The 14,090-nt window shown below is 66.5% G+C and carries 10 protein-coding genes; 2 read left to right on the top strand and 8 right to left on the bottom strand.

Annotated features, from left to right (window positions below; translation table 11 throughout):
- Window positions 1-33: 33 nt before the first annotated feature.
- Window positions 34-2,604, bottom strand: coding sequence for a PepSY domain-containing protein (locus AC1MGT_RS02700; protein WP_499502907.1), 2,571 nt, complete (start codon window positions 2,602-2,604; stop codon window positions 34-36).
- Window positions 2,601-4,718, bottom strand: a complete 2,118-nt coding sequence (locus AC1MGT_RS02705) for a TonB-dependent siderophore receptor (RefSeq protein ID WP_499502908.1) — start codon at window positions 4,716-4,718, stop codon at window positions 2,601-2,603. The genes AC1MGT_RS02700 and AC1MGT_RS02705 overlap by 4 nt, the downstream gene beginning before the upstream one ends.
- Before the next feature lie 253 nt (window positions 4,719-4,971).
- On the opposite strand from AC1MGT_RS02705, the gene AC1MGT_RS02710 reads away from it, so the two are divergent.
- Window positions 4,972-5,955, top strand: a complete 984-nt coding sequence (locus tag AC1MGT_RS02710) for a tripartite tricarboxylate transporter substrate-binding protein (RefSeq protein WP_499502909.1) — start codon at window positions 4,972-4,974, stop codon at window positions 5,953-5,955.
- A gap of 64 nt (window positions 5,956-6,019) precedes the next feature.
- Here AC1MGT_RS02710 and AC1MGT_RS02715 read toward each other — a convergent pair whose 3' ends face one another.
- Genes AC1MGT_RS02715 through AC1MGT_RS02730 form a run of 4 tightly spaced genes read right to left on the bottom strand, consistent with a single transcriptional unit; the run spans window position 6,020 to window position 10,071 of the window.
- Complete coding sequence (locus AC1MGT_RS02715) at window positions 6,020-7,198, bottom strand: CaiB/BaiF CoA transferase family protein (protein WP_499504245.1); 1,179 nt, start codon at window positions 7,196-7,198, stop codon at window positions 6,020-6,022.
- 20 nt (window positions 7,199-7,218) lie between these two features.
- Window positions 7,219-8,376 carry an acyl-CoA dehydrogenase family protein gene (locus AC1MGT_RS02720; RefSeq protein WP_499502910.1) on the bottom strand — a complete coding sequence of 386 codons (1,158 nt, stop codon included), beginning with the start codon at window positions 8,374-8,376 and terminating at the stop codon, window positions 7,219-7,221.
- Window positions 8,377-8,404: 28 nt separating this feature from the next.
- Window positions 8,405-9,247: an HTD2 family dehydratase gene (locus tag AC1MGT_RS02725; RefSeq protein ID WP_499502911.1), complete on the bottom strand. Its 843-nt coding sequence runs from the start codon at window positions 9,245-9,247 to the stop codon at window positions 8,405-8,407.
- Between the two features lie 26 nt (window positions 9,248-9,273).
- A complete protein-coding gene (locus AC1MGT_RS02730) occupies window positions 9,274-10,071 on the bottom strand; it encodes an HpcH/HpaI aldolase/citrate lyase family protein (RefSeq protein WP_499502912.1) in 798 nt (265 codons plus the stop codon).
- Window positions 10,072-10,250: 179 nt separating this feature from the next.
- Between AC1MGT_RS02730 and AC1MGT_RS02735 the strand changes: the two genes are divergently transcribed.
- Window positions 10,251-11,180, top strand: a complete 930-nt coding sequence (locus tag AC1MGT_RS02735) for a LysR family transcriptional regulator (RefSeq protein WP_332530844.1) — start codon at window positions 10,251-10,253, stop codon at window positions 11,178-11,180.
- 273 nt (window positions 11,181-11,453) lie between these two features.
- Here the strand turns inward: AC1MGT_RS02735 and AC1MGT_RS02740 are convergent, their stop codons facing one another.
- Both AC1MGT_RS02740 and AC1MGT_RS02745 read right to left on the bottom strand, forming a co-directional pair.
- On the bottom strand, window positions 11,454-12,593 hold the full coding sequence (locus AC1MGT_RS02740) for a glycerate kinase (protein WP_499502913.1): 1,140 nt from the start codon (window positions 12,591-12,593) through the stop codon (window positions 11,454-11,456).
- A 12-nt stretch (window positions 12,594-12,605) separates the two neighbouring features.
- The gene (locus tag AC1MGT_RS02745) at window positions 12,606-13,919 is read right to left on the bottom strand and encodes an MFS transporter (protein WP_499502914.1); all 1,314 of its coding nucleotides are present in this window, start codon (window positions 13,917-13,919) and stop codon (window positions 12,606-12,608) included.
- Window positions 13,920-14,090: the final 171 nt, after the last annotated feature.

A 14,090-nucleotide genomic window follows, 5' to 3' on the forward strand; every position in this document is an offset into this window, starting at 1 on the left:
GGACGAACACCGCCAGACACACACAGCACGTGCTCAATAGACGTCGCGCCGGTAACGGCCCGCATCGATCAGGCGATCGCGCCCGGCCTCGCCCAGAATCGCCGCCAGCGCCGCATCGACCTCCCCCGCCATGCCCTGCAGGCTGCCGCAGACATGGATGACGGCGTCGCGTTCGACCCACTCATGCAGCGTATCGGCGCGTGCGCGCAGGCGGTCCTGCACATACTCGGGCGCGTCATCGCGCGAAAATACCAGATCGCATTCCGGCAGCGCGCCTGCGTCGCGCCACGCGGCGATCTCGCCCATGCACAGGCTGTCGAAGGCACGCTGACGTTCGCCGAACAGCAGCCAGTTGCGGTGCTGGCCGGCCAGAACGCGGCTGCGCAGGTGCGCGCGCAGGCCGGCCATGCCCGAGCCGTTGCCGATATAGATGCAGGGCCGCGCATCCTGCGGACCATGGAAACCCGGGTTCGTCGCCAGCCGTGCGCGGACCATCGCGCCGACGGCGAGATGCGCAGTCAGCCAGCCGGATGCCAGGCCCATGCCCTGCTCGTGGCGCTGCTGGCGCACGAGCAGCGTCAGTGCGCCATCCTGCGGAATGCCGGCGATGGAATAGCGGCGCGGCGCCAGCGGCTTGAGCGCATCCGCACACTTCTGGGTCGATGCGAACGGATGCCCGGCGCCGGGCAGCTCGCTCCAGGCCAGCGCGTCGCGCAGCGGCTGCGGTTCGCCCTGCCAGGTAACGCGCGCCGTGCCATCCAGGCCGCTGGCCGCCAGCCAGGCATCGACGGTCGCCGCCGTATGGCACGCGGCGACGTCCAGCAGGTCGCCAGCCTGCCACTGCTGATCTGCCGTCGTCTGCAGCACGATTTCATACAGCGGCGCGCCCAGGCTGCCGGGATTCAAGTGGGTACGCGCGACGAGGCGCCAGTCGGTCATCGGTGCCGCGTCATTGGCAGCGGCGGGCAGCGTACCGGCGGCCGCACCCAGTGTGCCCAGCGCATGCATCCAGCGGCCCAGCGCCGCGGCGTCGCCCTGGTCGACGTCGATCCTTGGGAATAGCGCAGTGGCGCCCAGCGCACCAAGGCGCTCGTCAAGCGCGATGCCGTAGCCGCAGTAGCGCGTGTAGTTGCGGTCGCCCAGGGCCAGCACCGCGTACTTGCAGCCGGCCAGGGCAACTGGCCCTGCATGCAGCTCGCGCGTGAAGCGGCGCGCGGCATCCGGCGCCTCGCCGTCGCCGAAGGTCGCCGCCACGAACAGCGCGTGGTCGTAGCCGGCCAGTTCGCCCGGGCTGAGCGCGGACACCGCACGCAGGTCGACCGCGCGGCCACCGGCGCGCAGTGCGGCGGCGCTGTGCAGCGCAATCCGCTCTGCCTGGCCGCCCTGGCTTGCGAACGCCAGCAGGATCGGTGCGCCGGCGCCTGGCGTGGTGGATTCGCTCGTCATGGCCAGCGCCCGTTCGCGCGCCAATGCGCGCTTCTGGCGGCGCCGGCCCAGGTACAACAGCCAGCCGGTGATGGCAAAGCCGGGCAAGGCCAGACTGGCAAGCATCATGATGACCCGCCCCGGCAAGCCGAAATAGCTGCCCGTGTGCAGCGGCCGGATCGTGGTCAGGGCGCGCTGGCCAAGTGTTTGGGCGCCGTAGGGTTCGTTCTTGAGCAGTGCGCCGTCGCTGGCGCGCAGCGACATGCGGTTGCGGGCGCGCTCGTGCGGGCCGTCCTGCGCGATCCACGTCAGCTGGTAGGCGCTGCTGCCGCGTTCCGGCAGGCGGATCGTCGCGCTGGCCCAGTTCGGGGCGTGCGCGAGGAAGGTGTTCCAGGCCGGATCGAGAGCGGCAGGGCCATCCGGCGTTGCTGCGCGCTTGCGTTCACGTGGCTTCGCCATCGTCCCGGTTGCGGCGCGACGCTCGTTGCCGGCCCACGCCTGCACGGTGTCGCGCACGACGTCAAAACTCCAGTAGATGCCGGTGCCCCCCACGATCAGGTAAGCCACCAGCGCCCAGGTGCCGGCAATCGCGTGCAGCGCCCACAGGAACGAGCGGCCACGCAGGCTGGTATTGAAGGTCAGCCACGTGCGCCAGTTGGCGGGTTTGCGCGGCCAGCGCAGATACAGGCCGCTGAGCGCGAGCCCCACGAGGCACAGCGCCAGGATGCCCAGCACGAGACGGCCCGGCGCGCGCGGCAGCAGCAGCCAGCGATGCAACTCCTCGACCCAGTTGAACGCGGCCTCGAAACGCAGCGTTGGCAGCACGGCGCCGCTGTATGGGTGGACCCGCACGTCCGGACCGCGTCGCTCACCCGACGGCGCGGCAAAGCGCACCAGCGCCGTGCTGCCCGGATCCGCTTCCAGCACGATGCTCACCACGCGCTCCCCGGGACGTGCATGCTGCGCTATCTGCAGCAGCTGTGCGGGCTCGAGAGGCGGACGCGCTTCGGCATCGACCGTCATGACACCCGGATTGAGTACGTCCAGAAGTTCGTCCTCGAACGCCATGATGGCGCCGGTCAGGCCAATGACGGCCAGCAGCGTGCCGGCCGTGATGCCGACGAACCAGTGCAGCTGGAACCAGACTTCGCGTGGCGTCGGCAAGCGCCAGAGGCTCACAGCGCGACCTTCATCGACAGCTTGATCAGGCGCGGCAAGCCTGCGCTCAGGCGCGTGCCGGCGCCGGCCCAGTACTGTTTGTCGGCCGCATTGTCGACGTTGAGCTGCCACGTGGTGCGCTTGCCGGCGAACTGGCCGATGTAGCGCGCGCCCACGCCCAACAGCGTCGTGCCACCCAGCCAGGCCTGGTTCAGGTCATTCACGGGCCGCCGGCCCGTGTAGTACGCGCCGGCCGTCAGCGCCAGGCCGGGCACTGCATCGAGGTCCCAGGCCACGAACGTGCTGGCGGTGCGGCGCGCCGCATTCTCGGGCAGCTTGCCGTCATACGTCGCGTTGATATTGCGGAAGGCCGGATCGAGCCACTGGGCCGACGCCTGCCAGGCCACACTGCGCAGGATGCGGCCCTGCGACGACAGCTCCAGGCCGCGATAGCGCTGCTCGCCGTCGGCGGTGAAGACATTGGCGGCGTTGGTGTAGTAACCGGGGCGCTCGATCTCAAACAATGCCGCCTGCGTCAGCAAGCCGCCGGCCGTGCGCCAGCGCGCGCCGACTTCGCGCTGCTTGCTCACGCCCGGCGCCATGCGGGTTCCTTCATTCGCCGTGCCGGCCGGTGCGGCCTCGCCCTCTTCCAGGCCTTCTGCCGCCGATGCATACACGGAGAGATCGTCACGCAGGCGGTAGACGACGGCCGCCATCGGCGTCGTCTCGCGCGCGTCGTAGTCGTTCACGCCCTGCGTGCTGCGGTAGTCGACGCGGCGCACGCCGCCAATGAATTGCCACTTACCCACGCTGATGCGATCGACCAGATACAGGCCCTGGTCGCGCGAGTCGAGGGCCGCCGTCGTGGGCGTCACCGGCCGCGCGCTGACCGAGAAGTTCGTCACCGGCAGCGGCGCATACAGGTTCTGTGCGGGGATCGTGTAGTTGGCCTGATAGATCGGTGCCTGGCGCTTGTCGGTGTCGCTCGCGCCGATCGTCAGCTCGTGCGTCAAGGGGCCGGTGCGCAACTGGCCCGCCAGTTCGGCACGCAGCATGCGCGAATCGACGTCGGCATGCTGCAGATTACCGGTGATACGGCCCGCGCCGGTCGCGACGCTCGCCACATTATTGAAGCGGAAGATCGGCAGCGAGCGGTCGCGCTTCGTTTCGGCGTGGCCCGCTTCGAGCGTCAGTGCCCAGTCATCGTTCAGCGCGATGTCTGCGCGCAGCTGCGCATTGCGTGCATGCGTTTCGAACCTGGCCCAGTCGGGGCCGACGAGCCGGCGTGGATCGACCGCGCGCGGCAGCGTGATCACGCCGCCCACGGCCGGCGGCAGGTTGATACCGGCCTGCTCGGTCACGCGGCGCTTGTCGTATTCAAGGTCGGCGCGCAGGCGCACGCGCGCGTTGACGCGCCAGTCGAATGCGCCTGAGGCAAAGCCTCGGTTGCCGTTGCCGACGCCATCGAGGTGCGAGCCGAGCGTGCCACCGGCAGCGTTGATGCGCACGCCGACTGCGTCATCAACGCCGAAGCGGCGCGCAGCGTCGAGCGTGGCGACGACCGTCCCGTTGCTGTCGACCTGGGCGCCGACGGTCGTCAGCGGCGTGCTGCCGGCGCGCTTGGTGACGAAGTTCACGACGCCGGCCGGCGACGTGAAGCCGTAATACAGCGCCGTTGCGCCCTTGAACACTTCGACGCGCTCCTTGTTCTCCATCGACACCTGGCCGAAGTTCATGAGCGGCAGCGAACCGTTGAGGCGGTAGTTGGTGCGGTTTTCGACAGCGATGCCACGGATGACCAACTGGTCCCACGTGTCGCCACCGTTCTGCTGGCGCGTCACGCCGGCCGTATTGCGCACTGCGTCATACAGGCCGGCGGCGCCTAGCAGCTCCAGCACGTCGCGCGTGATGACGTTGACGGTCGACGGCACGTCCATCACGTCGCTGCCGCGAAAGCTCCCGGCTTCCACCGTATTGGGCATGAATCCCTGCGCCTTCACCGCCGTCACGCGCACTGCCGGCATGGCGCCACCATCGGCTTCCTGCGCCATGGCTGCCGCCGGAAACGCGTGAGGAAACACCAGGGACAGCGCAAGAACGAGACGCGACGGACGCAGGGAAAGGGACTGGGACATGAGAGGAAACAGTGATCAGGAGCAAACCGAGATTCTATCGTGAATGAGAATCATTTTCAATGACGGCTGCAGGTACACCTGGACTTGCTGCAGATGCACACTGTGTAGTGGTCGTACCTATCGCCTTTTTTGATGGAGGCATCAGAAAACGCTATTTACATGTGCATGTCATTCAATTCTATGATGACTTGACTGCATCAAACGCCACGCGCGGGGCAGCTTCGAGCACAAAAGCCTACAACAGGAGACACGCATGCCGACATACGCAATCACACGCAGAGTACTGACCACCGCCATCGCCTTGCTCGCTTCCAGCGCCGCCCTGGCCGCTGACTATCCGGAAAAGACCATCACCCTCGTCGTCCCGTTCTCGGCCGGCGGACCCACCGACGTGGTGGCCCGGATCCTCGGGCAGACCATGGCGAAGTCGCTCAAGCAATCGATCATCGTGGAAAACGCCCTTGGCGCGGGCGGCACGCTGGCCGCCGGCCGCATTGCGCGCGCCACGCCGGACGGCTACACGCTGCTGCTGCACCATAACGGCATGGCCACCAGCACGACGCTGTACCGCAAGCTCGCGTTCAACCCGATGACCGACTTCGAATACATCGGCCAGGTTGCCGACGTGCCGATGGTGCTCATGGCGCGCAAGGACCTGGCGGCCAATACGCTGCCCGAGCTGATTGCGATGATCAAGTCGAAAAAGGACGCGATGACAATGGGCCACGCGGGCCTGGGCGCCGTGTCGCACCAGTGCGGCATGCTGTTCCTGAGCGCGATCGGCGTGCCGCTGACGACCGTTCCGTACAAGGGCACGGCGCCGGCGTTGAGCGATATGCTGGGCGGCCAGATCGACCTGTTATGCGACCAGACGACGCAGACGACGTCGTACATCCGTGCCAACCGCGTGAAGGTGTACGGCGCGACGACGAAAACGCGCATCCCGTCGCTGCCGGCCCTGCCGACGCTGGCCGAACAGGGCATGGCCGGTTTCGAGATGTACGTGTGGCACGGCATGTACGCACCAAAAGGCACACCGCCAGCAGTGGTGGCGCGCATTGGCACGGCGCTGCGCGAGGCGCTCAATGATCCGAACGTGAAGGCGCGCTTTGCCGAACTGGGCGCCGAGCCGGTGTCGGATGCGAAGGCCACGCCCGAAGGTCTGCGCACGCACCTGAAGGCCGAGATCGACAAGTGGGGCCCGATCTACAAGAAGAACGGCGCGTTCGCCGACTGATAGGTGCCACACAAAAAGCCCGCGCTGCCATCACGGCGGCGCGGGCTTTTGTTATCGCTGGTCGCTAGACCGCGCCTTGCGCGTGCATGGCCGCGATGGCCGCCGCGTCGTAGCCCAGTTCCGCCAGGATCGCATCCGTATGCTGGCCCAGCGCCGGCACCGGGTCCATGCGCGGCGTGACGGTGTGCGGCAATCCGGGCGGCAGCATGGCCGGCACGCGGCCGTTGGCGGTGTCCACGTCGGTCCACCGGCCGCGCGCCTTCAGTTGCGGATGATTCCAGACTTCGTGCATGTCGTTGACCTGGGCATTGGCAATGTGGGCCAGCTCCAGCCGCTCGCGCACCTGCTGCGCCGTCAACGTCGAAAACACCGCCACGATCAGTGCTGCCAGTTCATCGCGCGCTGCGACGCGGCGCGCGTTGGCGTTGAAGCGCGGATCGTTCGCCAGTTCGGGCGTCTGCAGCACGATGGCGCAAAAAGCCGCCCACTCACGTTCGTTCTGGATGCCCAGCATGACTGACTTGCCGTCGCCGGCCAGGAACGGCCCGTACGGGAAGATGGTCGCGTGCGAGGCGCCCGTGCGCGGTGGCGGCGCCGCGCCGTCAAACGCGTAGTACAGCGGATAACTCATCCACTCGGCCATGCTCTCCAACATCGACACGTCGATGCGGCAGCCTTCGCCCGTGCGCCCACGCTGCAGCAGCGCAGCCAGGATGTTCGTGTACGCGTACATGCCGGCTGCGATATCGGCAATGGAGCAGCCGGCTTTCGATGGGTCGTCCGGCGTGCCCGTGATCGACAGGAAGCCCGATTCGCTCTGGATCAGCAGGTCGTAGGCTTTGCGGTCGCGGTACGGGCCATCGCTGCCATAGCCCGAGATGTCGCAGACGATCAGGCGCGGATGGCGTTCCTTCAGCGTCTCGTACGACAAGCCAAGGCGTTCCGCTGCGCCGGGCGCGAGATTTTGCACCAGGACGTCGGCGCGTTCCAGCAGGCCTGCCAGCACGGCGTCGGCCTGTTCGTGCTTGACGTCGAGCGTGAGGCTTTCCTTCGAGCGGTTGGTCCAGACGAAGTGCGAGGCCAGGCCATTCACGCGTTCATCGTAGCCGCGCGCGAAGTCGCCGCTGCCGGGCCGCTCGACCTTGATGACGCGCGCGCCCAGGTCGGCCAGCTGGCGCGTACAGAACGGCGCCGCGATGGCGTGTTCGAGCGTGACGACGGTGATGCCGTCGAGGGGTCGTATTGGTGTCATGAGCCTCCTCCTCAGAACGAGCGTGGCAGGCCAAGCACGTGCTCGGCGACGTATGACAGGATCAGGTTCGTCGAGATCGGCGCCACCTGGTACAGGCGCGTCTCGCGGAACTTGCGCTCGACGTCGTACTCGGACGCGAAACCGAAGCCGCCGTGGAACTGCAGGCAGGCGTTGGCCGCTTCCCACGACGCTTCAGCGGCCAGCATCTTGGCCATATTGGCTTCGGCGCCGCACGGCTTGTGCGCATCGAACAGCGCGCAGGCTTTAAAGCGCATCAGGTTCGCCGCTTCGACATTGATATACGCGCGCGCAATCGGAAATTGCACGCCCTGGTTCTGGCCGATGGGGCGCCCGAACACGACGCGCTCGTTGACGTACTTGCTGATCTTGTCGATGAACCAGTAGCCGTCGCCGATGCATTCGGCGGCGATCAGCGTGCGCTCGGCGTTCAGGCCATCGAGGATGTACTTGAAGCCCTTGCCTTCTTCGCCGATCAGATTCTCGGCCGGGATTTCCAGGTTCTCGAAGAACAGCTCATTGGTTTCGTGATTGACCATGTTCTGGATCGGCTGCACGACCATGCCCTGCGCAATCGCGTCCTTGATATCCACCAGGAAGATCGACATGCCTTCGGATTTCTTCGTGACCTCACTAAGGGGCGTGGTGCGCGCCAGCAGGATCATCAGGTCGGAATGCTGCACGCGCGAGATCCACACCTTCTGGCCGTTGATCACGTAGCGGTCGCCCTTGCGCACGGCCGTCGTCTTGATCTTGGTGGTGTCGGTGCCGGTGGTGGGCTCGGTCACGGCCATCGATTGCAGGCGCAGTTCGCCGCTGGCGATGCGCGGCAGGTAGTGGCGCTTCTGCGCTTCGGAGCCGTGGCGCAGCAGCGTGCCCATATTGTACATCTGGCCGTGGCAGGCGCCGGCGTTGCCGCCCGAGCGGTTGATCTCTTCCATGATGACCGAGGCTTCGGTCAGGCCGAGGCCCGAGCCGCCGTACTCCTGCGGGATCAGCGCTGCGAGCCAGCCGGCCTGCGTCAGTGCGGTGACGAAGGCTTCGGGGTAGCCACGCTCGTCGTCGACCTTGCGGAAGTACTCGGCCGGGAATTCGGCGCACAGGGCGCGCAGCGCGTCGCGGATGTCTTCAAAATCGTGCTCGGTGTGCATGCGGTCTCCTGATAGTTGTTTGGATGGCTCACGCCAGTTGCGCCTCGGCGCGCATGGCCAGCTGGCCGTCGTGGGTCTTGGCCCACAGGGTGATCGTGTGGCCGTCAGGCTCGACGCGACCGCAGACGCTGAAGCGGTGGATGTCGAACAGTGGTTGCACGGCGCGGAAGGAAAACGCGGTGACGACAGCGGCTGGCCGTTCGCGCCGCACCAGGTCAAGCAGCAGGCTCGCGATCAGCGGGCCATGCACGATCAGACCCGGATAGCCCTCGACCTGCGTCACGTAGGGCTGGTCGTAATGGATGCGGTGGCCGTTGAAGGTCAGCGCCGAGTAGCGAAACAGCAGCACCGGGTCGGGCGTGATTTCGCGGACCCAGTCGTGGTCAAGGTCCGCCGCCACCGGGGATGGCGCTGGATCGCCCGGCTGCGGATTGGCGCGGTACACGATGTCGTGTTCTTCCTCGATCGCCACGCCGGCCGCACCTTCGATCACGTGGCGCACCAGCACGAACACCAGCTTGCCGCTGCGGCCTTCCTTGCTCGTGATGTCGGCGATGGTCGACACGCGCCGCGCCTGATCGCCCACCTGCAGCGGCGCGACGAAGCGCAGGCGCCCGCCGGCCCACATGCGGCGCGGCAGATCGACCGGCGGCAGGAAGCCCCCGCGCAGCGCGTGGCCGTCCGGGCCGAGTTGCGATTGCCGGTGGACGGGCAAAAAGTACAGCCAGTGCCACAGCGGCGGCACGGCGCTGCCGGGGTGCGGGGCCGGGTCATCGCGATCGAGCAGCGCGGCCATCGCCGCGAGCGGCGCCGCAGTGATGGCGTCCAGCCGTTCTTCGGTGCGGCCCTGCCAGGCGGTCAGATTGTCCATGGGATGTCTCCTGTCGTTGTCTTGTTCTAGTGGGCTGCGTCGTCGACGATGCGCTGCGCCCTGAGGATCACGGGGCGGTCGACCATCTTGCCGTCCACGGCGACAGCGGCGCCGTTTGCCTCGCGCGCCGCAGCCAGCACGCGCGTGGCCCAGGCCACATCAAAGTCCGTGGGGCGAAAGCCTGCATTGACAGGCGCCACCTGGCGCGGATGGATGCACAGCTTGGCGCCGAAGCCGAAGCGGCGGGCGCGCAGGGTGTCCGCGCGCAGTTGGGCTTCATCGTCCAGCGCCACGGTCACGCCATCGATGGGGGGCGCCAGGCCGGCCACGCGCGAGGCGAGCACCAGCATCGAGCGGAAGTACAGCAATTCCTGGTCATCGCCCTCGATGCCCAGGTCGAACTGGAAATCGATCGAGCCGAATGCAAGGCGCGCGACGCCTTTGACCCGCGCCAGCGCATCGACCGCCGCCATACCGGCGGCGGTCTCGATCAGCGGCAGTACCGGGAGGCCAAGCTGCGCAACACGCTGCAGGTTTTCCACCGACTCCGCCTTCGGCAGCATGATGGCGGCCACGCCCGCGTGGCGGCACAGGGCCAGGTCGGCCTCGAACCAGGGCGTGCCTTCGGCGTTGATGCGCACGACGACGGGCATGGACGGATCGAGCGCCCCTGCCACCTGCATGCGCGCGGCGTCCTTGTCTGCGGGCGGCACGGCATCTTCCAGATCGACGATGACGGCGCCGGCGCCGCTGTCCGCTGCGCGGGCAAAACGCTCGGGGCGGTTGCCAGGGACGAACAGGTAGGAACGGGGGATGGCGGGCATGACGGACCAATCGTGTGGTGGAGTCGATGCCCATCATAAATTTGAATGACGGCGAGCCAGAAATAGAAAAACGTGATTCGACGATCACGTGAGCGCATGGCTGGCAGGGATCAGGATCCGGTATTGCAGGCTGAGGAGGAATAGCTTATGTTGATGGCACAACCACTTGAAGGACAACCATGGACATCAAGCAGATCCGCACGCTCATCGCCATTGCCGAGACGGGAAGCGCCACGAAGGCCGCGGAACTGCTGCATCTGGTGCAGCCCGCCGTGTCGCGCCACATCCGGATGCTGGAAGAAGAATGCGGCGCCCTGCTGTTCGAGCGTGAACGTCACGGCATGGTGCTGACCGACGCCGGCCGCACGCTGGCCGAATACGGCCGGCGCGCGCTGCGTGAACTGGACAAGGCGCGTGCCGAGATCGGCCCGGCCGCCAATGCGATCTCGGGCCGCCTGATGATTGGTTTGCTGGCCAGCACCAGCAATCTGCTGGCAACCGAACTGGTGGCGCGTGTGCGTGCCAAACATCCTGCCGTCACGGTTGGCATCAATGTCGGGTACGCGGGTAATGTGGTGCAGTGGCTGGAAGCCGGCGAAGTCGAACTGGCGCTGCTGTACGACACGCGTGCCTCGAATGGCTTGCAGGTCGAAGCGCTGCTCGATGAGCGTCTGTACGTGATCGGGCCACCTGGCGAGATCGATGCGTCGACGCCGTTTCCGCTCAAGCAGCTGCGCGACCGGCCGATGATCCTGCCGAACGCACCGCATGGCCTGCGCAGCATCATCGAGCACGCGCTGGCGGTGGCCGGCATCAGTGTGGATGTGGTGGCGGAAACGAACGCGCTCGACCTGCAGAAATCGCTGGTCAACAAAGGCTTCGGCTACAGCATCCTGCCCAGCTCCGCGATCCTCGACGAACTGCGGGACGGCACGCTGTCCGGCGCACCGGTCGGCACCCCCGACCTGTCACGCCGCATCGTCTTGGCACGCGCCGCCACCCGCCGTGCGTCCCCCGTCAGCGTGGCCGCCGCCCCCGAACTGGTCGGCCTGATGAAAGAAATGGTGCTCAGCGGCGCCTGGCCCGGCGCCGCCTGGATCGGCCGCTAACCGCACCAGCCGCAGCCACTAGCCAGCTGCCAAAGCAATTGCCCAACAATTCGACTCTGACCCTAATTATTAAGCAGCCTCGGCCATCAAAGAAACAATTAGGGTCAGAGTCGAATTGTTTGACAACTTTTGGGAATTGCCCAATAAATCGACTCTGACCCTACTTGTTGGCGGTGCCGAGCAATTGCCCAATAATTCGACTCTGACCCTCATTGCGGAGAAATCGGATCAATTGCTCAACAATTCTACTCTGACCCTAATTAGGGGTTGGGGTTAGAGGGATTGGCCGAGTTTGAGTGTGGCGGCGACGTTGCGGGCGGTGGTGCGCAGGTTGAATTCGGCGTTGGCGAGGGCTTCAGCGACCGTGCCGGCTTTCATGATCGTGCTGAAGGTGGCGTCGATGCCGTGGGCGTGGACGGCGCTGGCGTCGTGGCCCAGGCAGCCACCGATGGCGATCACTGGTTTGCCGTGGCGCGCGGCAACGCGGGCCACGCCGATCGGGGTTTTTCCGTTGACTGTTTGGCTGTCGATGCGGCCTTCGCCGGTGATGACCAGGTCGGCCAGCGCGACGGCGGCGTCTAGGCCGACCGCGTCGGCGACGATTTCGCTGCCCGGCCGCAGGCGGCCCTTGAGGAAGACCAGCATTGCGGCGGCGATGCCGCCACCGGCACCGGCGCCCGGGACGTCGGCCACGTCCTGGCCCAGGTCGCGTGCGATGACGGCGGCGTAGTGGCGCAGGTTGGCGTCGAGCTGGGCGACCATCGCCGGCGTTGCACCCTTTTGTGGGCCGAAGATGGCTGAGGCGCCAGTCGGGCCAACCAGCGGGTTGCTGACATCGCACGCTACCTCGAATACCGCGTCCTGCACGCGTGCGTCGAGCTGCGTGATGTCGATGCGCGCGAGGTTTGCCAACGCTGCGCCGCCGGGCGCCAGCGGTGCATCCTGCGCATCGAGCAGCCGCACGCCCAATGCTTGCAGCATCCCGGCGCCGCCGTCGTTGGTGGCGCTGCCGCCCACGCCGAGAATGAAGCGGCGGGCGCCCGCGTCGAGCGCGGCGAGGATCAACTCGCCCGTGCCACGGCTGGTCGCGTTCAGCGGATCGCGTGCGGCCGGTGGGACCAGTTCCAGGCCGCTGGCGGCGGCCATCTCGATCACGGCGATGACGTCGCCGCCCGTCAGGCCGTAGAAGGCGTCAACGGGCGTGCCCAGCGGACCGGTGGCGCGCAGGTCGACGCGGCGGCCGGCCGTCGCGGCAATCATCGCGTCGACGGTGCCTTCGCCGCCATCGGCAACGGGAATCTTGACGTAGCGGGCGTCAGGGAAGATGTCGCGAAAACCCGCCTCGATGGCGCTGGCTGCTTCCAGCGCCGACAGGCTTTCCTTGAATGAATCGGGTGCGATCACGATGTGCATGCTGCGCTCCGATCAACGATTGACGAGGCGCGCAGGCACCACGAGCACCAGCATCGCGCCGATGAACAGCACGGTCGACAGGATGTACAGCGCCATGTCCGTGCTGCCGGTAGCGTCCTTGATCCAGCCGACCAGAAACGGGCTGAGGAAACCGGCGATCTGGCCCATCGAATTGATCAGCGCCAGGCCCGCGGCAGCGGCCGCGCTGCCCAGGAATGCCGCCGGCAGCGGCCAGAACATCGGCAAGCCGGTCAGCGCGCCCATCGTCGCCAGACTCAGGCCGATCATCACCAGCACCACGTTATCCGAGAAGTTCGCAGCCAGCAGCAGGCCGACCAGCGCCATCAGCAGTGGCGCCGACAAGTGCCAGCGGCGCTCGCGCCGACGGTCGGCCGAGCGGCCCACCAGCACCATGAAGACACCGGCGAACAGGTAGGGAATCGCGCTGAGCCAGCCGACCGTCGTCGCACTTTCAAAGCCCAGCGACTTGATGATCGACGGCAGCCAGAAGTTGATCGCATACACGCCCATCTGGATGCTGAAGTAGATAAAGCCGAGCATCCACACATGCCAGTCGCGCAGCACGGCGCCGAACGAATGCACCGCATGCGTGCCGCTCGAGCGCTGCGCTTCGTCTTCGTCAAGCGCCGTCTGCATCGCCGCCTTTTCTTCGTTCGTGAGCCATGGCGCCTGCGCCAGGCTGTCGTTCAGGTAGAACAGCACCGCGACACCCAGCAGCACGGTCGGGATGCCCTGCAGCAGGAACAGCCACTGCCAGCCATCCATCCCGCCCTGGCCGGCCGAGAAGTGACTCAGCATCCAGCCCGACAACGGGCCGCCGATCAGGCCCGAGACGGGAATGGCCGACATGAACAGCGCCATCACCTGGCCACGCTTGTGCGCCGGGAACCACTTGGTGAAGTACAGGACCATGCCCGGGAAGAAGCCCGCCTCGGCCACACCGGTAAAGAAGCGCAGCACATAGAATTCGACCGGGGTGCTCACGAACAGCATGCAGGCCGACAGCGCGCCCCAGGTCATCATCATCACCGCGATCCAGCGCCGCGCGCCCAGCTTGTGCAGGATGAGGTTACTCGGCACGCCGAAGGTCACGTAGCCGATGAAGAAGATGCCAGCGCCCAGGCCATACACGGTTTCGCTCAGCTGCAGCGCGTCGAGCATCTCGAGCTTGGCGAAACCGACGTTGACGCGATCCAGGTAATTGAAGAAGTAGCAGACGAAGATGAAGGGGATCAGGCGCCACGTGGCCTTGCGGTAGGCGCCTTCGAGCAGGCTCGCGCCGGGGGTGCTGGCAATGGTACTCATGCTGTCTCCGAATATATGGTCATGTAATCATCGAGATTATCAACCAAACAAGGGCTGCCAAGCGTCGGCGACACGCACAATTCAAGCTGCCTGATTCCCGCCTTTTTTCAGGCATGTGCACAAATTGATGCCCAAGCCACTGTTCACATATCCGATCAGCATGCCAGCCCG

The organism is Telluria sp. BA11 (assembly GCF_056680305.1).

Excerpts from the sequence above, each read along its gene's own strand:
- AC1MGT_RS02720 (WP_499502910.1), bottom strand. The coding sequence starts at position 8,376 with ATGCACACCGAGCACGATTTTGAAGACATCCGCGACGCGCTGCGCGCC.
- AC1MGT_RS02730 (WP_499502912.1), bottom strand. The coding sequence starts at position 10,071 with ATGCCCGCCATCCCCCGTTCCTACCTGTTCGTCCCTGGCAACCGCCCC.
- AC1MGT_RS02740 (WP_499502913.1), bottom strand. The coding sequence starts at position 12,593 with ATGCACATCGTGATCGCACCCGATTCATTCAAGGAAAGCCTGTCGGCG.
- AC1MGT_RS02725 (WP_499502911.1), bottom strand. The coding sequence starts at position 9,247 with ATGGACAATCTGACCGCCTGGCAGGGCCGCACCGAAGAACGGCTGGAC.
- AC1MGT_RS02745 (WP_499502914.1), bottom strand. The coding sequence starts at position 13,919 with ATGAGTACCATTGCCAGCACCCCCGGCGCGAGCCTGCTCGAAGGCGCC.
- AC1MGT_RS02705 (WP_499502908.1), bottom strand. The coding sequence starts at position 4,718 with ATGTCCCAGTCCCTTTCCCTGCGTCCGTCGCGTCTCGTTCTTGCGCTG.
- AC1MGT_RS02710 (WP_499502909.1), top strand. The coding sequence starts at position 4,972 with ATGCCGACATACGCAATCACACGCAGAGTACTGACCACCGCCATCGCC.
- AC1MGT_RS02735 (WP_332530844.1), top strand. The coding sequence starts at position 10,251 with ATGGACATCAAGCAGATCCGCACGCTCATCGCCATTGCCGAGACGGGA.